A 22,783-nucleotide genomic window follows, 5' to 3' on the forward strand; every position below is an offset into this window, starting at 1 on the left:
CGTGCCCCGACGGACTCGGCATGCCCTGCCGGTGTACGGCGCCGGTCCATGGCGCGCATCCATGAGGTGCGGCACGGGGCCGCGGGGCGAGATGCCCGGTCGGCGCCGCGGCCCGCCACCCCGGCCCCGCCTGCTCCCGGTCGGCGTATCAGCCCAGGTCGGGCGCGTGCATCGCCCGCACCCCCTCGATGTTGCCGTCCAGGTAGTGCCGCAGTGACAGCGGTACGAGATGAACGGCCGCGATGCCCATCCGGCTGAAGGGCACCCGGACGATCTCGTACTCCCCGCAGGGAGCGTCGATCTCGGGACCGTGGCGCCGGGACGGGTCCATCGACTCCAGTCGGCAGACGAAGAAGTGCTGGACCTTGACGCCCTTCACCCCGCCGCCCTCGATGTGCTCGACGGTGTCGACGAAGCAGGGGACCACATCGGTGATCTTGGCGCCCAGTTCCTCGTCCAGTTCACGGTGCAGGGCGTCGACGACGGTCGCGTCCTCGGGTTCGACCCCGCCACCGGGTGTGAGCCAGTACGGGTCCATCCCGGGCTTGGTCCGCTTGATGAGGACGAGGTCGTTACCGTCGAGCAGAATGGCGCGTGCGGTGCGCTTGACCACGGGACGTTCGGTCATGGCAAGAGCGTGGCCCACTGAACCGGTTCTGAAACACCTGGACGGCGCCAGGCCGTCCCGCGCTCACCAGTCGGCCGCGGCACCCAGCAGCCACTCGTGCGCCCGCGCGATGTGCGGCAGCGCGAGCGTGCCGGTCCGCACGGCCAGGAAGTAGGTGCGCAGTGGGGGCACCGGAGGATCGAGGAGCGCGACGACCTCCCCGCGTGCCAGCGCCCCTTCGCACAGATAGCGCGGCAGCACGGCGAGACCGGCACCCGCCGCCGCGCACTCCAGGACGGCCCGCAGATCCGGGGCGATGACGGTTCCCGCAGTGGCGGGCAGGGCGTCGAACACGGCGGACCAGTAGCGGGAGACGAACGGCAGGCTTTCGTGCACCTCCACGACCGGCAGCCGCTCCAGCACCACGGGGCCGTCGTGCCGCAAGGCCCCCGGCCCCAGGCGCGCGGCCCAACGTGGTGCTGCGACCAGCACGTGTTCCTCGTCGCAGAGCGGAGTCGCCGTGAGCAGCCCACCGCGGGGGCGGGACGTCGTGACGACGAGATCGTGGTGCCCGGCGGCCAGTCCCTCCAGGGTCTCCTCGGCGGTGGTGAAGAACGAACTGCGCAGGGTCAGTCCCTGGGCGACGAGCGGTGCGAGCGCGGGCAGGGCGCGCGCCGACGTGAACTCGGGCGGGCCGGCCAGATGCAGGGTCCGTACGGCCGACTCCTCGTCCAGCTCGGTCTCGGCTATCTCGACCAGCGCGTCCAGATGGGGCGCCGCCCGGTGCGCGAGTTCGTCGCCGACGGTGGTCGGCGTCACACCCCGGGCCCCCCGGAGGAAGAGCGGTCGGCCCAGCTGGCGTTCCAAGGTGCGTATCTGGGAGGTCACCGCAGGCTGGGAGAGGCCGAGCAGCGCGGCAGCCCTGGTGAAGGAACCGGCCCGGTGCACCGTGATGAACGTACGCAGCAGGGACAGGTCCATGTCCTGTCCCCTCTCACCGTCGCGACACTTCGGACCCGTACAACTATAAATATGTCGATAGGTCGGTGTCGCTTCGGTGATTGGACACTGACGGAGGGTCAATTAGCCTTGTGCAGGCGGTTCTTCACATGAGGAACCGGGGCGGTCCGAGCCACGAGGGGGGAGGCTCGGGCCGTCCGTGACGATCAGTCCACGCCCAGCGCCACGTCCAGCGCCCGCTCCACGTCGCCCACCAGGTCCTTCGCGTTCTCGGCGCCGACAGAGAAACGGATGAAGCCTTCCGGTACGGCGTCGCCGCCCCAGCGCGCCCGCCGCTCGGCGGTGGAGCGCACACCGCCGAAACTCGTGGCGTCGTCGGCCAGGCGCAGCTCGGCCAGGAAGCGCTCGGCCCGTTCCCGGTCGGGCAGCACGAACGACACCACGGAACCGAAGCGCCGCATCTGCCGAACGGCGACCGGGTACGAGGGGTCTCCCGGAAGGCCGGGATGGCGCAGCCCGGTCACCCCCCGGCGCCCGGCCAACGCCTCGGCCAGGGCCAGGGCATTGGCGCACTGGCGGTCGATGCGCAGCTCCAGCGTGGCGAGGGAACGGTGCGCGAGCCATGCCTCCATCGGGCCCGGGATCGCGCCGACTACTTTGCGCCAGCGCCGCAGCCCCGCCGCCAGCCCGGGGTCGCGGCAGGTCACATGACCGAGCAGGACGTCCCCGTGGCCGGTCATGCCCTTGGTGTCGCTGGCCACTGAGAAGTCCGCCCCCAGCTCCAGCGGGCGCTGGCCGAGCGGTGTGGCGAGGGTGTTGTCGACGGCCACCAGCGTGCCCGCCGCGTGCGCGGCCTCGACGAGTCGGCGCACGTCGCAGACATCGAGCCCCGGGTTGGACGGTGTCTCGATCCACAGCAGCGCGGCGCCGCGAAGGGCCGCGAGCTGGGCGTCGCCGCCGGTCGGCGCGGTCCGCACCTCGACGCCGTACGCCTCCAGCTGCTCACGCACCAGCGGCAGCAACTGGTATCCGTCGTCGGGCAGCACGACCACGTCGCCGGTACGGGCCCGGGACAGCAGCACGGCCGAGATCGCCGCCATGCCGGAAGCGAAGACGACGGTCTCGACCGGTTCCCCCGGAGCCTCCAGCTCGCCGATGGCGCGCTCCAGGTGGGTCCAGGTCGGATTGGTGTCCCGTCCGTAGGTGTACGGGCCGGTGGGGTCCCCGGAGAGATGGAAGTGCGCGGCGAGGACCGGCCCGGGCAGGGTGGGCTCGTACTGTTCGGGTTCGGGCAGCCCGGCCCGCACCGCCCTGGTTCCGTCACCCATGGTGTCCATGCCGCTCCTCGTCGCTCTTCCTGGGCCGGTCGCCGGTCCACCCCCACCGTTGCAGACCGTTTCCGGCGGTTGCCGGATCAGTCTTCGTCCGGCAGTACCACGTTCAGCGCCCACGACACGATCGAGATGATCAGGCCGCCGAGCACGGCGGTCCAGAAGCCGCTGACGTGGAAGCTCAGGTCGAACACACCGGCCAGCCAGGAGGTCAGCAGCAGCATGAGCGCATTGACCACCAGGGTGAACAGACCCAGCGTGAGGAAGAAGAGCGGCAGGGTCACCAGTTGTACGACCGGCTTCACCACGGAGTTCACCAGGCCGAAGATCAGGGCGACCAGGACCAGCGTGAGCGCCTTGCGCCCGGTGCTGCCGCCCTCCAGCGTGATGTTGTCCAGCAGCCAGATGGCCACGGCCAGCGCACCCGCGTTGGCGATCGTCTTGACTACGAAATTCTTCATGTGTCTGATCGTGGCAGACACGGTCGGTGGTGGACACCGGCAGGATCGGGAAGCAAAGGGCGGACGGTAATGAAGGCTTTCAGACTGGACGAACTGGAAGCGGAACGGGCCGCCAACAATGGCGCCTATCTGCAGTTCCTGAAGGAACGGAACATGTCCGTCGGCCTGTACGCGCTGAACGCGGGTGAGATCGACCCGCAGCAGCCGCACCGGGAGGACGAGGTCTACTTCGTCGTCAGCGGGCGCGGCTCGATCACGGTCGGCACGGAGACCACACAGGTCGGCCGGGGAAGTGTGGTGTACGTGCCGGCCGGAGTCCCTCACAAGTTCCACCACATCACCGAGGACCTGCGGGTCATGGTCGTCTTCTCCCCGCCGGAGAGCTGAGCGCCCCGTCCGGCGGCGCTCATCCGGAGGAACGGGTTCCGGTGTCAGGGATCCCTAGGGGGTCGATCAGGGGACGGCAAGGGGTGCGGAATGCCCCTCCGGTGCCTTCGCGCCTCTAGCATCGGGAGTGTCGGAGCAGGGACGCACAGAGACGAGGCGAGGACGATGGCCGTACGGGAGATATTCGCCGGGATGCCCTGGTGGGTGAAGTGGATCGCGGTGCCGGTGATCGCGATTGTCGTGTTCGGCGGACTGATCGCCAGCGTGCTCGGTTTCGTGATCGGCCTGCTCTTCAAGATCCTGCTCTTCGTGATCCTGGTCGGCGGTCTCGTCTTCGTCGTGCGCAAGGTCATGTCCTCCTCGGGTGGTGGCTGGTAGTTATCAGAAGGATCGGAAACCAGCCATGGTGTTAGCCCAGCTGAGCTAAGCCAGGGACGAAACAACGCACCTTGGGGATACGGCCGATATGGTGGCATTCCACTGCCGCCACCTGGGAATTAACTGACCGTCACCACCATGACCAGGGGTTTGCACGGTGTTCGGCCCTCGGACCCAGCCATGCGGCGGTCTGTGGGGGAGGCCCCCACAGGCGGGCTGACTGCCCGTCACCACGCCTGGGGGTGACCGTTGACCACGGCATCGAGCACCGCTTCCCCGACCCTGATCGGCTCGGTGCAGCGAGCGCTGAGGCTGCTGGAAGCAGTGGGCGCGCATCGCGACGGGGCGCCCGCGAAGCAGCTGGCCAGGGAGGCGGGGCTCCCCCTTCCCACGGCCTATCACCTGCTGCGCACCCTGACGCACGAGGGCTATCTGCGTCGTGACAACGGAGTGTTCCGCTTCGGCGCCGCCGCCGAGCGTCTGACTGCCGAGGGTGCGCCGCAGAATCGTCGCAGCAGGATGTCCGAGTCGCTGAGCCGCTGGCGCGAGGCCATCGGTGTCCCCGTGTACTGCGCCGTCTACCGCGAGGGCGAGATCGAACTCGTCGCGGTCGCCGATGATCCCGCCATGCCCGCCGTGCGCGAGTGGGCGTCTTTCCGGGAGACCGGGCACGCTCACGCGATCGGCCAGTGCCTGCTGAGCCGACTGGACGAGAAGGCGCGCGAGGACCACTTGAACCGGCATCCGGTACGGCCGCTGACCCCGTATTCGGTGAGGGATCGCGCGACATTCCTGGAGCGGCTGCGGTCGCTGGAGCGCATGGAACCCGTCGTCGAACGGCAGGAGTACGCCCTGGGAACGGTCTGCGCGGCCATCCCGATCACCGTCGGCTTCACTGCCGCCGCTATGGCGATTTCAGTACCCCTGGAACAGGAACACCGATTGCTCCCCGCAGTCGAACAACTACGTGCTGAAGTGGCCAACCTCTTGCGTTCGTTCGTGTTCTCTATCAGTATCTGAAAAATCACTCCTTGTGATCTGCTATCGCGTGCACCACGATGGCGTCAATAGGGCCATGGGGGATCATTCCTGGCCAGATTCATCTACTGCGGGGTTGAACGATGCGCGAGTCGGTTCAAGCTGAGGTCATGATGAGCTTTCTCGTCTCCGAGGAGCTCTCTTTCCGGATCCCGGTGGAGCTCCGGTACGAAGTGTGTGATCCGTATGCGATTCGGATGACCTTCCATCTGCCCGGTGACGCCCCCGTCACCTGGGCATTCGGCCGCGAGTTGCTGCTCGACGGCCTAAACAGCCCCAGTGGCGACGGCGATGTGCACATCGGGCCCACGGATCCCGAGGGGCTTTCCGATGTACACATCCGCCTTCAGGTGGGCGCCGACCGCGCCCTCTTCCGGGCTGGTTCGGCGCCGCTCGTGGCTTTTCTCGACCGGACCGACAAGCTCGTGCCGCTCGGACAGGAGCGCACGCTGGGTGACTTCGAGGGAAACCTGGAGGAAGCCCTGGGCCGGATCCTCGCTGAGGAGCAGAACGCCGGCTGAAGGACACGGTGTCGTCGACCGGTGCCCGCCGGTCGAACACGGCATCCGCCGAATGGGTGAATCGCTCTCCGTATTCAGGACCGCTCCTCGTCTGTCGGCAGATGTCCGTTCAGGGGCGCTCACTGCCTCGTCCTGCGACGGCGGCCCTTCCCGGTCCGTACGGGTGCTGGAGCTCCGGCTTCCGCGCCGAGCCCTGTGCGGTCCGCGGAGACCACCAGCGCGGCGAGCACCGTCGTCACCGGCACCGATGCGACCAGCCCGATCGAACCGACCAGCGTCCGTACGATCTCCTCCGCCACCAGCTCGCTGTTGGCCACCGTGCCCACGCTGCTCCTGGCGATCGAGAACAGCAGCAGCAACGGCAGCGCGGCGCCCGCGTAGGCGAGCACCAGCGTATTGACGACCGAGGCGATGTGATCGCGCCCGATCCTGATCCCCGCCCGGTAGAGCCCACGCACGCCCATCGTCGGGTTCGCCTGGTGCAGTTCCCAGACGGCCGACGTCTGGGTGACCGTCACGTCGTCGAGCACCCCGAGCGAACCGATGATGACGCCGGCCAGCAGCAGGCCGCTCATGTCGATGCGCGGATACAGGCCGTGGATGAGGCCGGTGCTGTCGTCGGTGTTGCCCGTCAGGCTCGCCCAGCCGATGAACAGCGAGCCGAGCAGCCCGATCAGCAGGAGCGAGATCAGTGTGCCCACCACCGCGACCGAGGTGCGGGCGGTGAGCCCGTGGCACATGTAGAGCGCGATCAGCATGATGGCACTGGCCCCGACCACCGCCACGATCAGCGGATTCGAGCCCTGGAGGATGGCCGGGAGGATGAACAGGGTCAGCACGGCGAACGACACGGCGAGCGCGACCAGCGCCATCACCCCGCGCATCCTGCCCACCGCGACCACGACCAGGGCGAAGATCCCGGCCAGCAGCGCCATGGGGAACTTCCGGTTCACATCGGTCACCGAGTACTGCAGGTCGTGGGGCGCGTCCGGAGCGTACGCCACCACCACGCCCTGCCCCTCGCGCAGCTGACGGGGTGCATCGGGCTGGACAACCTCCACGAACCGTCGGCCCTTGTCGTGACCGGTCGTCACCTCGACCGTGGCCTTCGCGCACAGCCCGGTGCGGCCCGACGACTGTGGAGCGGTCTCGCCGCCGACCGGCATCTGGGAGGCGTTCACCTCCTTGCAGTCCACTGTGTCGACGTTCACCACCTTGCCCTGCTGGGTCTGCCGGTCGAAGCCGACACCGGTTCGTTCGTGTGGTGGCGCACCGCCCGGCCAGAGCGCCACCAGTCCGGTGAGGACCGCGGCTGCGAACGGGATCAGTACGGCCGCGATGACCTTCCGCAGATGCCTGGAGACGGGCGCGGCGGGGCCGTGGGCGTGCGTATGGCCGTGTGTGTGGCCATGGTGGGGACTCGGCGATTCGGGAACGCTGGGGAGGGACATCACCGGGCGATCATCGCAAGGAGGCAAGGGACCCTCTGTTCATTCCGCCGGACGGGGCGCTAGCGTGGAGGAACCTTTGCACACGCGGGAGCTCGGAGCACCGGGCTGAGAGGGCGCTGATATCCGTACGTCCGTACGGGATGAGCTGCGCCGACCGCCGAACCTGTTACCGGGTAATGCCGGCGTAGGGAGTAGGTCTCATGACCACATCGGACGCACGCACGCCTGCCTCCAACCAGAGCGACGAGGCCGGGAAGTCCATCGGCTGGCACAAGGGATACGTCCAGGGCTCACACCCCGACATCCGTGTGCCGGTCCGTCAGGTGCACCTCACCAACGGCAAGGACGTGACGCTGTACGACACGTCGGGGCCGTACACCGACCCCACCGTCGAGACCGACGTCCGTCGCGGGCTCGCGCCGGTGCGGGAGAACTGGATCACCGCGCGCGGCGACACCGAGGAGTACCCGGGCCGACCCGTCCGACCCGAGGACGACGGACTCAAGCACACCTCGCCGCGAATGGGGTCTCCCCTGCTCGAGCGAAGCCGAGAGTTCGGGGAAGGGCTGCGCAATCTCGACGCCGTCTTCCCCGGTCGGCCCCGGCTGCCGCGCCGCAGCCGGGACGGTCGGCCCGTGACCCAGCTCGCGTACGCCCGGCGGGGCGAGATCACCCCGGAGATGGAGTACGTGGCTATCCGGGAGAACGTCGAGCCGGAGGTGGTGCGCGAGGAGATCGCCGCGGGCCGCGCCGTGCTGCCGGCCAACGTCAACCACCCCGAGACCGAGCCGATGATCATCGGGAAGCGGTTCCTGGTAAAGGTCAATGCCAACATCGGCAACTCCGCGGTGACGTCCTCCATCGAGGAGGAGGTGGAGAAGATGACGTGGGCGACGCGGTGGGGCGCCGACACGGTCATGGACCTTTCCACCGGCCGCAACATTCACACCACCCGTGAGTGGGTTCTGCGCAACTCGCCCGTGCCGATCGGCACCGTGCCCCTCTACCAGGCCCTCGAAAAGGTCGACGGCAAGGCCGAGGAGCTGACCTGGGAGATCTACCGCGACACCGTCGTCGAACAGGCCGAGCAGGGCGTCGACTACATGACGGTGCACGCCGGCGTACGCCTGCCGTACGTTCCGCTGACCGCCCGTCGCAAGACCGGCATCGTCTCGCGAGGCGGCTCGATCATGGCGGCGTGGTGTCTCGCCCACCACAAGGAGTCGTTCCTCTACGAGAACTTCGAGGAGCTCTGCGAACTCCTCGCCTCCTACGACGTGACGTACTCGCTCGGCGACGGGCTGCGCCCCGGCTCGATCGCGGACGCCAACGACGAGGCGCAGTTCGCCGAACTGCGCACGCTCGGGGAGCTGAACACGATCGCCAAGCGGTACGGCGTCCAGACCATGATCGAGGGGCCGGGACATGTCCCGATGCACAAGATCAAGGAGAACATCGACCTCCAGCAGGAGATCTGCCAGGAGGCGCCCTTCTACACGCTCGGCCCGCTGACCACCGATGTCGCTCCGGCGTACGACCACATCACCTCGGGCATCGGCGCGGCGATGATCGCCTGGTGGGGCACGGCGATGCTCTGCTACGTGACGCCCAAGGAGCACCTCGGGCTGCCGAACCGGGACGACGTGAAGACCGGCGTGATCACGTACAAGATCGCGGCCCACGCCGCGGATCTCGCCAAGGGGCATCCGGGGGCGCAGGACTGGGACGACGCGCTCTCCGATGCCCGGTTCGAGTTCCGTTGGGAGGACCAGTTCAATCTGGCGCTCGACCCGGTCACGGCACGGGAGTTCCACGACGAGACGCTGCCGGCGGAGCCGGCGAAGACGGCACACTTCTGTTCGATGTGCGGACCGAAGTTCTGCTCGATGAAGATCAGCAGAAGCATCACGGAGCAGTTCGGCGGCGACGCGGCCGCCACCCCGGAGGAGATCGAGGCCGGAATGCTGGAGAAGTCGAAGGAGTTCGCGGCCTCGGGCAACCGGGTCTACCTGCCGCTCGCGGAGACGGGCGGCAGGTCGGCCGGCTGACCCGGCCGCCTCAGTGGAGGGGGGCCCGCCAGGCCACCAGTCCCGGCCGGCCCGCCTCCGCGAAACCCACCGCGAACGGCTTGTCGCCGTCGTCCGTCACCAGGTGGATGCTGCACTCCGTCACGCTGTCGCCGGGCGGGATCATCCGGGCGACCCAGTCGGACGGGCAGCCGGGGATCTTCGTGTCGAGGACGAAGGGGGTCTTGCCCCGTATCTGCCGACCGCCCTCGGTGAGTAGGCGGACGCGGTCGGCCTGGTCGGCGTAGAGGTCTTTCGGCCCGGTGTTGGTGTAGGTGACTGACACGTAGTACGGGTCGCCGCGCCGCTCGTTCTCATTGAGGTCGAGGTCCAGGCCCGCCAGGTCGGCCGTGCTGCCCCGGCGCACGGAAACCAGCGTGGCGGGCAGTTCGAGGACGCCGTCCTCGCGGGCGTCCCACCGGACGCGGACGCTGTCGCCCGGCTCCGCCAGCCCGGCGGACGCCGCCTTGAGGCCGCCCTCGACGGGCCAGGTGGCGACCGCGCCGCCCTCGTCGAGGTAGCCGTCGGCGTTGTGCGTCAGCGACAGCACGCCGACGCCCTCGGGCAGCACGTAGGTCACGCAGGTGTCGTACGAGTCGCCGGGCGCCAGCGTCTTCGGCGCGGTGTCCGCGCAGGGCAGGTCGACCCCGCCCGGCCTGCCGCCGCTGACGTAGACCTTCTCCCCGCGCGTCCAGTCGGTGCCGTTCAGGGCGAGGTTGCTGTTCACCATGTAGGCGGCGGGGATCTTCTTCCGGCCGGTGTTGGTGACCTCGAAGGTGAGGTAGTGGGGGACCATGCCCTTCAGCTCCCCGTCCACGCGCGCCCCCCGCATGTCCTCCTCCGAACCCCGGGCCAGGCTCTTGACCGTGATCCTGACCTCGTACGACCGGTGGTCGGTGTCCGTGTGGACGATGTCCCGTGCGCCGGTCCGCACCGGCAGGTCCGTCCAGGAGGCAGGCCTCTCCGCGGCTCGCTCCACGACCTCGCCCGCGCCCTGTTCCCCCGCGCACCCGGCGAGGAGGGGGATCGACGCCGCGCCCATGGCGGCCTTTCTGACGTAGCTGGGCAGGCGCATGGATTCCCTTTGCCGCACGGTGATCCGGATCCACCGGAGGACCGACGCATCGTAGGACGTCACAGCGGAGGCGGAGACGGCGGGTGGGGCCCGGTGCGGTTGCTTTCGTTCCTGGCCCTCAGCGAGAGTCCGGCCGCGCCGCAGGACCACGAGAGGCCGGTCATGTTGCGCGCTCAACGCCACCGCGCTCGTACGGCTCCACCGGCGAAGGCGCCCGGGACCGGAGAGGCCCCCGCCTGCTGAGCTGCGGCCTCGCGCGTAGTGAGGGCCAGTGCTTTCCACGATGCTGCTCGATGAAGATCTACCAGGACATCCGGCGTGAACACGGGGTGTCGCAGGCGGAGGGCGAGGCGGGGATGTCGGAGAAGTCGAAGGAGTTCGCGGCGGCGGGCCATCGTGTCTACCTGCCGGTCGCGGACTGAGGCGAGAGCCGACCGGGGCGACAAGAGGGCGGACCGCAGGATTCCGCCCCCTGTCGCCTCGCTCGCCCCGGGCCCGTGCCCGGCCCGCCCTCCCGGGCTCCTCACCGGTCACACGGGGCCGAGCCTCCCGGGGCGGAAATCGGATGAACGCGACGGCCGGGTCTCCGTAGCATCCGCGCATGAGCGGCATGACGGGACAGAGGGCGGAGTCGAGCTGCTGCTGTCCCCGTGGCACCGCGGTCGCGGATACGGCGCGCGGGCTCTGGATGCGCTGACGGACCTGGCGTTCGGGGAGCTTCCCCTGTACCGGCTCCGGGCCATCACCCACACGGACAACACGGCCGCGCTCGCCTCCTCGACAGGCCGGGGTTCACCCGGGAGAGGGCGAGCCGGCCGGCGTGCCTGCACCGGGGGCGGCGGTACGACGTCGCGGTGTTCTCGCTGCCCCGTCCCGAGTGGGAGGCGCAGGCGCGCCCGAGGTCCTGGGACCTGTGATCGGGCGCGGCTCGTCCGCGTCCTTGGTCGGCCCGGTCCAGGGGCCCCGGGCGGGGTGGAGGGGGGTGTGTGCGGCGGCGCCGTCATTCCACGTCGTGCTCGGGGCCGCCGAAGTCGGGGCTGGTGAAGTCCGGGCTGGTGAAGGTCGGCCGGGGGCCCGCGGCCGGGCCCTCGTCCGGACCGGAGAAGTCGGGGCGGCTGTAGCCGACTTTCGGGATGCGGTTCGGCGAGCGCTGCGGTGTGCGTGAGGTGGATGCGGCCTCGGGGTCGTCGAGGGCGTCGCGCAGGAATGGCAGGATGCCGCGTTCCAGCAGCGCGTGCCGCCAGGCTTCCCGGGCCCGCGCCACGTCCTCCGGCAGCTCGATCTCGTCGCGTACGGCGTTCTCCGAAGCGGAGCCGTTGCGCAGCGCGGTGATCAGCAGTCCGACGGCGGCGACCAGGATGGCGGCGGCCATGACCACGGCGAAGAACCAGCCCGCGGTGACCAGGGTCGAGGCGAAGGCGGGCGGCGGACTGAGCAGCTTCAGCAGATAGCCGACCAGCAGGAATATGAACGCTGCGGTGCCGGCGAGCACGGGCGCGAGGACCGTGACGACCGCTCCCGCGCCGGCGCCCGACCGGCCCGGACGGTCCGTGTCCGATCCGGCGGGCGGGTCCTCCCCGTCGGCCGTGCCGCGCAGTTCCTCACGGGCCCGCACGTAGTGGTCGTACTCGGTGGCCGCCGTCGCCGTGATCATGTCCGTGGCGGCCAGCGCCATGGTGCGCAGCTGTACGGCGTTGAGCCGTTCGCCGACCGCGGCCAGATCCGGCCGTCGATGGGCGTGGCGCAGTGCGTCGTCGAGGATCCGCTCGTACTCGGGGCGGTCCTCGGCCAGCAGGTGCGGAGCGCTTCTCATGTGCATCCCCCGATGCTCCGTCGGGCCCGACAGCCCGTCATTGCCGGGCGGTTGGGCGGAAACGGAGGAGAGCCTGCTACGGATACGCCGATGGTAGAGCGCCCACGGCACGCGGTGACAGGGGGTTTCCGGAAATGGGCCCGGCGCTCGGCCCGGTGCTCGGCGTGGTCAGGTCGTGGAAGCGTCTTCCCGTAAAACCGTCAGTCATGCAGGGGGAGTTGGACGACCAGCAGCTTTCCGGCCATGGTCACTCCGCCGTCCATGGCGATGGCGAGCCCGTCGGCGTACACGTGCGGGCCTACGACCACGGGACCCGAGCTGTCCTCTCCGTCCTCCGACCCGACCTCGCCGAGGAGGTAGGGAATGGGGCTGTGGCCATGGACGATGCGCTGTCCGCCGTAGGCGGCCATCAGTTCCCGTACGGCCTGCGGTCCCGAGTCGTCACGGAAGGCGAAACGCTTGGTGAACTTGCGGAAGAGGTCCCAGCACTCGTCGGCGTCGTTGCGCGTGAGAATGGCGTGCACCGTGTCGTTGACGTCCTCGATGGTGCTGCCGTAGTCGAGGTACGCCGTGGTGTCGGAGTGCATCAGCAGATGCCCGTCCTCCTCGACGATCGCGTCGAGGCGGGACATCCACTGGAGGTGGACGTCCTGGAGCCGCTCCATGTCGTTCTTCTGGCCGCCGTTGAGCAGCCAGGCGGCCTGGAAGGTGGCGGTGCCCGCGCCCGAGTTCACCGGCGTGTCGCCGAACCGTTTGGCGCCGATGAGCAACAACTCGTGATTTCCCATCAACGCCTTGCAGTACCCGCCCGCGGCGGCGGCCTCGGCGGAGAGGCGCATCACGAGGTCGATGACGCCGATGCCGTCCGGACCGCGGTCGGTGAAGTCACCGAGGAACCAGAGCCGGGTGTTGCCCGCGGCCCACCTGCCGTCGGAGTCGATGAGGCCCTGCTCGGCGAGAGCGGCGACCAGCTCGTCCAGGTAGCCGTGGACGTCGCCGACGACGTAGAGGGGTCCGAGTCCCGGCTCGCGGGCCGGCCAGGGCTCCGGTACCGCCTGTACCTGGACGGTGTCACCGCGGTTGATCACCGGGAGGTCGCGTTCGGTGGGCGTGTACCCGTCCGGCAGCGCGCCCCCGGGCAGGGCGTTGCCCGGATGCGGGGACGCGGGCGGTACCGGGGTCTGCGCGTAGGGCGGCACGCGGAAGTCGCGCAACGTCGCAGTCCGCACCACGGGTTCCTGACCGGCCCCCTGTGTCATCGACCCCTCCACCACCGTCGCGCCGCCGTACACCTGACGGGCCTGCTGGTCGGGGCGGTCCGCGGTGTCGTGCGCCCATCATAGGAATGCGAATCGTGCTGTGTGACGCACCAGGGGTGGTGAATCCCGGAGCATGTCAGACTCACCGGCCGTTTGGTCCGAATTCGTCTGTTCAATCCCTGGCGGGGGAGCGCGGCGCGCTGACCGTGGTGCGGGGCGGACGGCGTTGCGAGGACGTCCGGACGATGAGCTCCGTCGGTATGACCTGCTCCACCGGGCCGCCGTGATCCACGCCCTCGATGGCGTCGATGAGGAGCTGGACGACCGCCGTGCCGATTCTGCGCGGTTTGAGCGAGAGGGTGGTGATGGGCGGCTCGGTCGTCGCGTACACGGTGGACTCGCTGCAGCAGACCAGCAGCAGGTCCTCGGGGACGCGCAGCCCGTACCTGCGGGCGGCCGCCAGGAGGTCGGTGCCGTTGGGGTCGAAGAGGCCGTAGACGGCGTCGGGACGGTCCGGGCGGGCGAGCAGCCGGTCCGCGGCGACCGCCCCCGCGCACGGGTCGTGGGCGGGATAGGACTCGTACACCGGGTCCTGGCCCACGCGCTCGCACCAGCGCAGGTACGCGGAGGTGGAGAGGCGGGTGTACGTGTCGGTCGTGGTGCCGGTGAGCAGGCCGATGCGTCGGGCCCCGGCGGAGGCGAGGTGGTCGAGGAGGTCGAGCACGGCGGCGCCGTGGTCGTTGTCGACCCAGGCGGTGACCGGGAGGGCGCCGGCCGGGCGTCCGTCCGACACGACGGGCAGTCCTTGCCGTACGAGCTCCGTGACGACCGGGTCCTGGTCGGAGGGGTCGATGACGACGGTGCCGTCGAGGGCGACGTTCGACCAGACGTCGTGGCGCGAGGTGGCGGGCAGGATGACGAGGGCGTAGCCGCGGGCGAGCGCCGCGGAGGTGGCCGCTCTGGCCATCTCGGCGAAGTACGCGAATTCGGTGAAGGTGAAGGGTTCGTCGCCGTACGTCGTCACGGTCAGGCCGATGAGGCCGGACTTGCCGGTACGGAGGGTTCGGGCCGCGGCGGACGGGCGGTAGCCCAGGCGCTCTGCGACCTCGCGGACATGGCGGCGGGTGGCGTCCGGGAGCCTTCCCTTGCCGTTGAGCGCGTCGGAGACGGTCGTGATGGAGACCCCGGCGGCGGCGGCCACGTCCCGGATTCCCGCTCGTCCTTGCCGGCTGCCGCGCCGGGGTGTCTCCGCCCGGCTCACCTGGTGCTTCCCTGCTGCTGTCATGGCGAGCCGATAGTAGGGGGCGTGCGGGAGGTTGGCCCGGTCGCATATTCACGCGTTGACAGGCACGTTTCTGCATGATCAGACAGCGCTAAATGCCTTGTAAGTCCAGGTCGTTGGGCGGATGCGCCGTGGTGTGTGATGCGCTGAACCCGGTGGGCCTACTAAATGGTCGATGTTTCGAAGAGGTCTCATCTCACCTCTTCGAGGGACGCGCGCCACGGCGTGAGCCACCGGCGCGCGTCAAGGTCGAACGCGCTCCCCCCATTCCTGGTCGCACCGGGCGATTGGGTGCACAGGCCGTTCCCGTGAGCCCGGCCGCACCGGGCGTCCGAAGGCGCACGGGCCATTCGCAGCGGCGCCCAATCCTCATAAGGTGAGCAGTATTGATGTGTACAGACGGTCGAGGAGGATCTGCGGTGAGCGAGACGAGCCCCAAGTTGCGCGCCGAGCTGGACGGCGTTCCCGCCTATGTGCCGGGCAAGCCCGCGGCGGCCGGCGGACCGGTCGCCTTCAAACTGTCCTCCAACGAGAATCCGTACCCCCCGCTGCCCGGAGTGATGGAGTCCGCCCTGGCGGCCGCCGCGAACTTCAATCGCTACCCGGACATGGCCTGCACCGGCCTGATGAACGAGCTGGCCGACCGTTTCGGTGTGCCCGTCTCGCATCTCGCCACCGGGACCGGGTCGGTCGGGGTGGCGCAGCAGCTGCTCCAGGCGACCTCGGGTCCGGGCGACGAGGTGATCTACGCCTGGCGCTCCTTCGAGGCGTACCCGATCATCACCCAGGTCAGCGGGGCGACCTCGGTGAAGGTGTCGCTGACCGACGGTGAGGTGCACGACCTCGACGCGATGGCGGAGGCGATCACCGACCGCACCCGTCTGATCTTCGTCTGCAATCCGAACAACCCGACCGGCACCGTGGTGCGCCGGGCCGAGCTGGAACGTTTCCTGGACCGGGTGCCCGGCGATGTCCTGGTGGTGCTGGACGAGGCGTACCGGGAGTTCATCCGCGATGCCGAGGTGCCGGACGGCATCGAGGTCTACCGGGACCGGCCCAATGTGGCGGTGCTGCGCACGTTCTCCAAGGCGTACGGTCTGGCCGGACTGCGGGTCGGCTTCGCCGTGGCGCACGAGCCGGTGGCGGCCGCGCTGCGCAAGACGGCGGTGCCCTTCGGGGTCAGCCAGCTCGCGCAGGACGCGGCGGTGGCCTCGCTGCGTGCGGAGGACGAGCTCCTGGGGCGTGTGGGCTCCCTGGTCGTCGAGCGCGGCCGGGTGCAGCGGGCACTGGCGGAGCAGGGATGGACGGTGCCGGAGTCGCAGGCGAACTTCGTGTGGCTGCGGCTGGGGGAGCGCACGGCCGACTTCGCCGCGGTGTGCGAGCGGGCAGGCGTGGTGGTCAGGCCGTTCGTGGGTGAGGGCGTACGGGTCACGATCGGTGAGGACGAGGCGAACGACCTGTTCCTGAAGGTGGCGGAGTCGTACCGCAGGGAGCTGTAGAGCCGTAGAGCGGCGCGGAACCGCAGGAGGCCGTGGAACGGCGTGATCCTGCGGGGAGCCGTCGAAGGGCGCGCGGACCGCGGCTCGCGCGCCGGGCGTACGGGCCCCGTACCTCGATCCGGTGATCGGGTACGGGGCCTCTTCGTGCGTGGGTGTCCGGGTTCGGACGTGCCGGGGCATCGGTGTGCCCATGTGTCTGCTTCAGGCGGATTGATCGGATCGTCCCGAGAGAGGGGTACCCCGCCCGAACGTCCCGAAAGGCTGTGCGTCATAATTTTGATTGTGAATGTGAACGCGTTCACAAGCATGTCCTGTTCTTCCCGTGATTAATCAGACTTAGCGGGCAGAATGCTCGTGTGATCACGGCGATGTAAGGAGAAGGCGACGTGGAGCTAGCGCTGGCGCCGGAAACACTGGCGCGTTGGCAGTTCGGGATCACCACCGTCTACCACTTCCTGTTCGTTCCGCTGACGATCTCTCTCGCCGCGCTCACCGCGGGCCTGCAGACCGCCTGGGTGCGTACGAACAAGGAGAAGTACCTCAGAGCGACGAAGTTCTGGGGCAAACTCTTTCTGATCAACATCGCCATGGGCGTGGTCACCGGCATCGTCCAGGAGTTCCAGTTCGGCATGAACTGGTCCGACTACTCGCGGTTCGTCGGCGACATCTTCGGTGCCCCGCTCGCGTTCGAGGCACTGATCGCCTTCTTCTTCGAGTCCACGTTCATCGGGCTGTGGATCTTCGGCTGGGACAAGCTTCCGAAGAAGATCCACCTCGCCTGCATCTGGATGGTGTCCATCGGGACCATCCTGTCCGCCTACTTCATCCTGGCGGCCAACTCCTGGATGCAGCACCCGGTGGGCTACCGGATCAACGAGGAGCGTGGCCGGGCCGAGCTGACCGACTTCTGGCACGTGCTCACCCAGAACACCGCACTCGCCCAGTTCTTCCACACCATCACCGCCGCCTTCCTGGTCGGAGGCGCCTTCATGGTCGGCATCGCCGCGTTCCACCTGGCGCGCAGGAAGCACATCCCGGTGATGCGGACCTCGCTGCGGCTCGGACTGGTCACGGTCGTGATCGCCGGACTCCTCACCGCCGTCAGCGGTGACCAGCTCGGCAAGGTCATGTTCAAGCAGCAGCCCATGAAGATGGCCGCCGCCGAGGCCCTCTGGGAGGGGGAGGACGGCGCACCCTTCTCGGTCTTCGCGGTCGGTGACGTGGCCAAGGGCCACAACACCGTGGAGATCTCCATCCCCGGCATGCTGTCCTTCCTCGCGGACAACAGCTTCACCTCGCACGTCCCCGGCATCAACGACATCAACAAGGCCGAGCAGGAGAAGTTCGGCCCCGGCGACTACCGGCCCAACATCCCGGTCGCCTTCTGGAGCTTCCGCTGGATGATCGGCTTCGGGATGGCGTCCTTCGCCCTCGGCCTCCTCGGGCTGTGGATGACGCGCAGGAAGTTCATGCTGCCTCTCGCGCTGCGCACCGGAGAGGACGAGGTACCGCATCTGGTCCTCTTCAAGAACAAGGCACTCAGCCCCAAGTTCGCCAGGTGCTACTGGATCCTGTCGCTCTGGACCATGGCCTTCCCGCTGATCGCCAACTCCTGGGGCTGGATCTTCACCGAGATGGGCCGCCAGCCCTGGGTGGTCTACGGAGTGCTCCAGACCCGGCACGCGGTCTCCCCCGGCGTCTCGCAGGGCGAGGTGCTCACGTCGATGATCGGCTTCACCCTGCTCTACGCCATCCTCGCGGTGATCGAGGTCAAGCTGCTCGTGAAGTACATCAAGGCCGGACCGCCGGAGCTCACGGAGGCCGACCTCAACCCGCCCACCAAGATCGGCGGCGACGAGCACGCCGACCGGCCGATGGCCTTCTCCTACTGAGGCCGAGGAGCTGAGAGATGGAACTCCACGACGTCTGGTTCGTGCTCATCGCCGTCCTCTGGACCGGCTACTTCTTCCTGGAGGGCTTCGACTTCGGGATCGGGATCCTCACCAAACTGCTCGCCCGTGACCGCAAGGAACGGCGGGTCCTGATCAACACGATCGGGCCGGTCTGGGACGGCAACGAGGTGTGGCTGCTCACCGCGGGCGGCGCGACCTTCGCCGCGTTCCCCGAGTGGTACGCCACCCTGTTCTCCGGCTTCTACCTGCCGCTGCTGATCATCCTGGTCTGCCTGATCGTGCGGGGCGTCGCCTTCGAGTACCGGTCGAAGCGCCCCGAGGACCGGTGGCAGACCAACTGGGAACACGCGATCTTCTGGACCTCGCTGATCCCGGCCCTGCTCTGGGGCGTGGCCTTCGGGAACATCGTGCGCGGCGTGAAGATCGACGCCGGCAAGGAGTACGTGGGCAACTTCTGGGACCTGCTCAACCCGTACGCCATCCTCGGCGGACTGGTCACGCTCACCCTCTTCACCTTCCATGGCACCGTGTTCGCCGGACTCAAGACGGTCGGTGACATACGGCACCGGGCGCGCACACTGGCGCTGAAGCTCGGTGCGGTCACCGCGGTGCTCGCGCTCGGCTTCCTGATCTGGACCCAGATCGACAACGGTGACGGCTGGAGCCTGCTGGCGATGATCGTCGCGGCGGTGTCGCTGGTCGCCGCGATCGGCGCGGTCGCGGCGGGGCGCGAGGGATGGTCGTTCGCGTTCTCCGGTGTGACGATCGCGGCCGCCGTCGCGATGCTCTTCCTGACGCTCTTCCCGAACGTCATGCCGTCCTCGCTGAACGACGCCTGGAACCTCACGGTCTCCAACGCCTCGTCCAGCCCGTACACGCTGAAGATCATGACCTGGTGCGCGGGGATCGCCACCCCGCTCGTCCTGCTCTACCAGGGCTGGACCTACTGGGTGTTCCGCAAGCGCATCGGTACGCAGCACATCGCCGAAGTGCACTGAGTGCACGGGGGCCTGTCCGGCAACCGGCCCTGAACCGCCGGGCAGGCCCCGTCCTGGTCCACCGACCGAGCTTTATGGGGGCTGTTTCACGTGAAACCGATCGACCCGCGTCTCCTCCGCCACGCCCGAGCTACCCGCTTCTTCCTGGCGGCCGTGGTGGCACTCGGAACGGTCGGGGCGGTGCTGGTCGTCGCCCAGGCCATGCTCATCGCCGACGTCGTGGTGGGCGGGTTCGAGGACGGGCTGACCGCCTCCGGGCTGCGGACCCCGCTGATCCTGCTCGCAGCGGTCGCGCTCGGCCGGGCCCTGGTCTCCTGGCTGACCGAACTGGCCGCGTACCGTGCCAGCGCCGCGGTCAAGTCCGAACTGCGCGGCCGGCTCCTGGCGCGTGCCACGGAGCTCGGGCCCGGCTGGCTGAGCGGTCAGCGCTCCGGCTCCCTGGTGACGCTCGCCACCCGTGGTGTCGACGCGCTCGACGACTACTTCGCGCGCTATCTGCCTCAGCTCGGACTCGCGGTGGTCGTTCCGGTGGCCGTCCTGGCGAGGATCGTCACCGAGGACTGGGTGTCGGCGGCGATCATCGTGGTGACGCTTCCGCTCATCCCGCTCTTCATGATCCTGATCGGCTGGGCCACCCAGGCGCGGATGGACCGTCAGTGGCGGCTGCTGTCCCGGCTCTCCGGGCACTTCCTCGACGTGGTCGCCGGGCTGCCGACGCTGAAGGTCTTCGGCCGGGCCAAGGCGCAGGCCGAGTCCATCCGGGCCATCACCTCGCAGTACCGGCAGGCCACGCTGCGGACCCTGCGGATCGCGTTCCTGTCGTCCTTCGCCCTGGAACTGCTGGCGACCCTGTCGGTGGCCCTGGTCGCCGTCACCATCGGCATGCGGCTCGTGCACGGCGAACTCGACCTCTACACCGGCTTGGTGGTGCTGATCCTGGCCCCGGAGGCGTATCTGCCGATTCGCCAGGTCGGAGCGCAGTACCACGCCGCCGCCGAGGGGCTCTCGGCCGCGGAGGAGATCTTCGCGGTCCTGGAGACCGAACCCCGCAAGGGCGGCACGGCGGACGTCCCGGAGCCGCTGAGGCTGGAGCTGGAGGGCGTGACCGTACGGCATGAGGGCCGCGCCGCGCCGTCCCTGGACCGGGCCTCCCTGGCGGTGGAGGAGGGGGAGACCGTCGCCCTGACCGGCCCGAGCGGCGTCGGGAAGTCCACTCTCCTCGATGTGGTGCTGGGCTTCACCGCGCCCGACGAGGGGCGGGTACGGGTCGGCGACATCGACCTGGCGACGCTGGACCTGGAGCGCTGGCGCGAACAGATCGCCTGGGTTCCACAGCGCCCGTATCTGTTCGCGGGCACGATCGCGGAGAATGTGCGGCTGGCCCGGCCGGACGCGGACGACACGGCGGTCATGGCGGCACTGCGGGACGCGGGGGCGTACGACTTCGTCGCCCGACTCCCGGACGGAGAGCTGACGGTTCTCGGCGAGGACGGCGCGGGGCTGTCCGCCGGTCAGCGCCAGCGGCTCGCGCTCGCCCGTGCCTTCCTCGCCGACCGCCCGCTGCTGCTGCTCGACGAGCCGACCGCGAGCCTGGACGGCGAGACCGAGGCGGGCATCGTCGAGGCGGTACGCAGGCTCGCGGTGGGGCGGACCGTGCTGCTGGTCGTGCACCGGCCCGCGCTGCTCGCGGTGGCCGACCGGGTGGTGGCCCTCGAACCGGCCGCGGACCTTGGCCTGACGGAGGCCCGGAAGACGGGGTCCGGAGAGGCGGCCCCGGCGCCCCGGCAGTCGGCGGCGCGCGACGAGGGACCCGACGAGGCGCCGGAGCCCGAGGAGTCGCGGCACCCCGAAGGCCGCACCGGACACGTCCTCGCCCGGGTCCGGAAGGCGGCGGGGGCGCGACGCGGACAACTGGCACTCGCGCTGCTGCTGGGCAGCCTCGCCCTGGGCTCGTCCGTCGGGCTCTTGGCCGTCTCCGGCTGGCTGATCTCCCGTGCCTCCGAACAGCCCCCGGTGCTCTATCTGATGGTCGCCGTGACCGCGACCCGTGCCTTCGGTCTCGGCAGGGCGGTCTTCCGCTACGCCGAGCGCCTGGTGTCGCACGACGCGGTGCTCAGGATGCTGGCCGAACTGCGTGTGGCGGTCTACCGGTGCCTGGAGCGGATCGCACCGGCGGGGCTGCGCCGGACCCGCCGTGGAGACCTGCTCTCCCGACTGGTCGCCGATGTCGACGCCCTCCAGGACTACTGGCTGCGCTGGCTGCTGCCCGCGGGGACGGCGGTGCTCGTGGGAGCGGCCACTGTGGGATTCGTCGGCCTGCTGCTCCCCGCGGCGGGTGCCGTGCTGGCCGTCGGGCTGCTGCTGGCGGGGGCGGGGGTGCCGTGGATCAGCGGCGCCTGCTCCCGTCAGGCGGAACGCCGACTGGCCCCCGCCCGCGCCGACCTGGCGACCCGGGTCACCGATCTCCTTGGCGGGACCGCCGAGCTGACCGTCGCGGGCGCACTGCCCGCCCGGGCGGAGCGGGCCCGGGAGGCCGACGGGGTGCTGACCCGGATCTCGGCCCGTGCGGCGGCCGCCACGGCACTCGGCGGCGGCCTCACCGCCCTGATCGGCGGTCTGACCGTCGTCGCCACCGCGCTGGTCGCTCTGCCCGCCGTGCGGGACGGGCGGCTCGCGGGCGTGGAACTCGCGGTCGTCGTGCTCACGCCGCTGGCCGCCTTCGAGGCGGTGACCGGACTGCCGCTGGCCGTGCAGTTCCGGCAGCGGGTCGAGCGGAGCGCGGAGCGGGTGTACGAGGTGCTGGACGCCCCGTTGCCCGTACACGAACCGGACAGTCCGGCACAGGCCCCCGACTCGCCCTTCCCGCTGGAGGTACGGGGGCTGTCGGCCCGTTACCCGGGGGCGGAACGGGACGCCCTGGACATCGTGGACCTGACGCTGACGGCGGGCCGGCGCATCGCCGTCGTCGGACCGTCCGGCTCGGGGAAGACGACCCTGGCGCAGGTCCTGCTCCGCTTCCTGGACGCCCGCGCGGGCACGTACCGGATCGGTGGTGTCGACGCCTCCGCGCTGGAGGGGGACACGGTCCGGACGTTCGTCGGCCTGTGCGCCCAGGACGCACATGTCTTCGACAGTTCCATCCGGGAGAATCTGCGGCTGGCCCGTCCCGGGGCAACGGACGGGGAGCTGCGGGCCGCGCTCGAACAGGCACGGCTGCTCGACTGGGCCGAGGCGCTGCCGGAAGGACTCGACACCCTCGTGGGCGAGCTCGGCGCACGCCTCTCGGGCGGTCAGCGGCAGCGGCTCGCGCTCGCCCGTGCCGTTCTCGCCGACTTCCCCGTACTCGTCCTGGACGAGCCCGCCGAACACCTCGACCTGGCGACCGCGGACGCCCTGACCGAGGACCTGCTGGACGCGACCCGGGGACGTACGACGGTGCTGATCACCCACCGGCTGCGGGGACTGGATGCCGTCGACGAGGTGCTGGTGCTGGACGCGGGCCGGATCGTGCAGGCCGGTCCGTACGCCGATCTCGCCGCCGAGGAGGGGCCGTTGCGGCGGATGCTGGAGCGCGAGAACGAGGACGAGGGCACGGGGCCGGTGCGGGCCGTCGCGGGCGTTCCCGGGTGAGCGCGCAGGCGCCGCCCGCCCGGACGCAGCTCGCCGGGTACGGCAATGGCGTTTCCGGGTGAGCACGACCGCGCGGGTCCGTGCGCGAGTGGGGGAGCGGCCGGATGCGGGCGG

The 22,783-nt window shown here is 69.7% G+C and carries 20 protein-coding genes; 11 read left to right on the top strand and 9 right to left on the bottom strand.

Annotation, left to right across the window (positions count from 1 at the left end; translation table 11 throughout):
- Nucleotides 1-148 precede the first annotated feature (148 nt).
- The 4 genes from AMK22_RS32105 to AMK22_RS32120 form a co-directional block, all read right to left on the bottom strand.
- Complete coding sequence (locus tag AMK22_RS32105) at nucleotides 149-628, bottom strand: NUDIX domain-containing protein (protein WP_073790827.1); 480 nt, start codon at nucleotides 626-628, stop codon at nucleotides 149-151.
- A 63-nt stretch (nucleotides 629-691) separates the two neighbouring features.
- Nucleotides 692-1,588 carry a LysR family transcriptional regulator gene (locus AMK22_RS32110; RefSeq protein ID WP_073790829.1) on the bottom strand — a complete coding sequence of 299 codons (897 nt, stop codon included), beginning with the start codon at nucleotides 1,586-1,588 and terminating at the stop codon, nucleotides 692-694.
- 185 nt (nucleotides 1,589-1,773) lie between these two features.
- Entirely contained in the window at nucleotides 1,774-2,904 is a 1,131-nt protein-coding gene (locus AMK22_RS32115) for a cystathionine gamma-lyase (protein WP_073790831.1), read from the bottom strand.
- A gap of 77 nt (nucleotides 2,905-2,981) precedes the next feature.
- A complete protein-coding gene (locus AMK22_RS32120) occupies nucleotides 2,982-3,359 on the bottom strand; it encodes a phage holin family protein (protein WP_073790833.1) in 378 nt (125 codons plus the stop codon).
- Nucleotides 3,360-3,428: 69 nt separating this feature from the next.
- Between AMK22_RS32120 and AMK22_RS32125 the strand changes: the two genes are divergently transcribed.
- The 4 genes from AMK22_RS32125 to AMK22_RS32140 all read left to right on the top strand — a co-directional run bounded on the left by AMK22_RS32125 (nucleotide 3,429) and on the right by AMK22_RS32140 (nucleotide 5,683).
- On the top strand, nucleotides 3,429-3,746 hold the full coding sequence (locus AMK22_RS32125) for a cupin domain-containing protein (RefSeq protein WP_073790835.1): 318 nt from the start codon (nucleotides 3,429-3,431) through the stop codon (nucleotides 3,744-3,746).
- Nucleotides 3,747-3,911: 165 nt separating this feature from the next.
- Complete coding sequence (locus AMK22_RS32130; protein ID WP_073790837.1) at nucleotides 3,912-4,124, top strand: DUF5326 family protein; 213 nt, start codon at nucleotides 3,912-3,914, stop codon at nucleotides 4,122-4,124.
- A 249-nt stretch (nucleotides 4,125-4,373) separates the two neighbouring features.
- Nucleotides 4,374-5,144, top strand: a complete 771-nt coding sequence (locus AMK22_RS32135) for a helix-turn-helix domain-containing protein (RefSeq protein ID WP_079186513.1) — start codon at nucleotides 4,374-4,376, stop codon at nucleotides 5,142-5,144.
- 101 nt (nucleotides 5,145-5,245) lie between these two features.
- Complete coding sequence (locus AMK22_RS32140) at nucleotides 5,246-5,683, top strand: SsgA family sporulation/cell division regulator (RefSeq protein WP_073790839.1); 438 nt, start codon at nucleotides 5,246-5,248, stop codon at nucleotides 5,681-5,683.
- A 119-nt stretch (nucleotides 5,684-5,802) separates the two neighbouring features.
- On the opposite strand, the gene AMK22_RS32145 is transcribed toward AMK22_RS32140, so the two are convergent.
- Entirely contained in the window at nucleotides 5,803-7,134 is a 1,332-nt protein-coding gene (locus tag AMK22_RS32145; RefSeq protein ID WP_073790841.1) for a YibE/F family protein, read from the bottom strand.
- Nucleotides 7,135-7,334: 200 nt separating this feature from the next.
- Between AMK22_RS32145 and thiC the strand changes: the two genes are divergently transcribed.
- Nucleotides 7,335-9,182, top strand: coding sequence for a phosphomethylpyrimidine synthase ThiC (gene thiC, locus AMK22_RS32150; protein WP_073790843.1), 1,848 nt, complete (start codon nucleotides 7,335-7,337; stop codon nucleotides 9,180-9,182).
- Between the two features lie 10 nt (nucleotides 9,183-9,192).
- Here the strand turns inward: thiC and AMK22_RS32155 are convergent, their stop codons facing one another.
- Nucleotides 9,193-10,275: a hypothetical protein gene (locus tag AMK22_RS32155; protein WP_073790845.1), complete on the bottom strand. Its 1,083-nt coding sequence runs from the start codon at nucleotides 10,273-10,275 to the stop codon at nucleotides 9,193-9,195.
- Between the two features lie 293 nt (nucleotides 10,276-10,568).
- On the opposite strand from AMK22_RS32155, the gene AMK22_RS41905 reads away from it, so the two are divergent.
- The gene (locus tag AMK22_RS41905; protein WP_274535458.1) at nucleotides 10,569-10,697 is read left to right on the top strand and encodes a hypothetical protein; all 129 of its coding nucleotides are present in this window, start codon (nucleotides 10,569-10,571) and stop codon (nucleotides 10,695-10,697) included.
- The gene (locus AMK22_RS32165) at nucleotides 10,672-11,319 is read left to right on the top strand and encodes a GNAT family N-acetyltransferase (protein WP_073790849.1); all 648 of its coding nucleotides are present in this window, start codon (nucleotides 10,672-10,674) and stop codon (nucleotides 11,317-11,319) included. The genes AMK22_RS41905 and AMK22_RS32165 overlap by 26 nt, the downstream gene beginning before the upstream one ends.
- On the opposite strand, the gene AMK22_RS32170 is transcribed toward AMK22_RS32165, so the two are convergent.
- The 3 genes from AMK22_RS32170 to AMK22_RS32180 all read right to left on the bottom strand — a co-directional run bounded on the left by AMK22_RS32170 (nucleotide 11,276) and on the right by AMK22_RS32180 (nucleotide 14,632).
- Nucleotides 11,276-12,094, bottom strand: coding sequence for a hypothetical protein (locus tag AMK22_RS32170; RefSeq protein ID WP_073790851.1), 819 nt, complete (start codon nucleotides 12,092-12,094; stop codon nucleotides 11,276-11,278). The two genes, AMK22_RS32165 and AMK22_RS32170, sit on opposite strands and share 44 nt — an antisense overlap.
- A gap of 194 nt (nucleotides 12,095-12,288) precedes the next feature.
- Nucleotides 12,289-13,347 (bottom strand): metallophosphoesterase, encoded by a 1,059-nt coding sequence (locus AMK22_RS32175; protein WP_073790888.1) that lies wholly within the window; start codon nucleotides 13,345-13,347, stop codon nucleotides 12,289-12,291.
- A gap of 172 nt (nucleotides 13,348-13,519) precedes the next feature.
- Nucleotides 13,520-14,632: a LacI family DNA-binding transcriptional regulator gene (locus AMK22_RS32180; RefSeq protein WP_073790853.1), complete on the bottom strand. Its 1,113-nt coding sequence runs from the start codon at nucleotides 14,630-14,632 to the stop codon at nucleotides 13,520-13,522.
- Nucleotides 14,633-15,048: 416 nt separating this feature from the next.
- Here AMK22_RS32180 and hisC point away from each other — a divergent pair, with 416 nt between their 5' ends.
- The 4 genes from hisC (at nucleotide 15,049) to cydD (ending at nucleotide 22,669) form a co-directional block, all read left to right on the top strand.
- A complete protein-coding gene (hisC, locus tag AMK22_RS32185; protein WP_073790855.1) occupies nucleotides 15,049-16,128 on the top strand; it encodes a histidinol-phosphate transaminase in 1,080 nt (359 codons plus the stop codon).
- A gap of 386 nt (nucleotides 16,129-16,514) precedes the next feature.
- The gene (locus tag AMK22_RS32190) at nucleotides 16,515-18,020 is read left to right on the top strand and encodes a cytochrome ubiquinol oxidase subunit I (protein WP_073790857.1); all 1,506 of its coding nucleotides are present in this window, start codon (nucleotides 16,515-16,517) and stop codon (nucleotides 18,018-18,020) included.
- 17 nt (nucleotides 18,021-18,037) lie between these two features.
- The gene (cydB, locus tag AMK22_RS32195; protein ID WP_073790858.1) at nucleotides 18,038-19,039 is read left to right on the top strand and encodes a cytochrome d ubiquinol oxidase subunit II; all 1,002 of its coding nucleotides are present in this window, start codon (nucleotides 18,038-18,040) and stop codon (nucleotides 19,037-19,039) included.
- Between the two features lie 90 nt (nucleotides 19,040-19,129).
- Nucleotides 19,130-22,669 (top strand): thiol reductant ABC exporter subunit CydD, encoded by a 3,540-nt coding sequence (cydD, locus tag AMK22_RS32200; protein WP_073790860.1) that lies wholly within the window; start codon nucleotides 19,130-19,132, stop codon nucleotides 22,667-22,669.
- Nucleotides 22,670-22,783: the final 114 nt, after the last annotated feature.

Origin of the sequence: Streptomyces sp. CB01580, from assembly GCF_001905795.1 — a bacterium.
GTDB lineage: Bacteria > Actinomycetota > Actinomycetes > Streptomycetales > Streptomycetaceae > Streptomyces.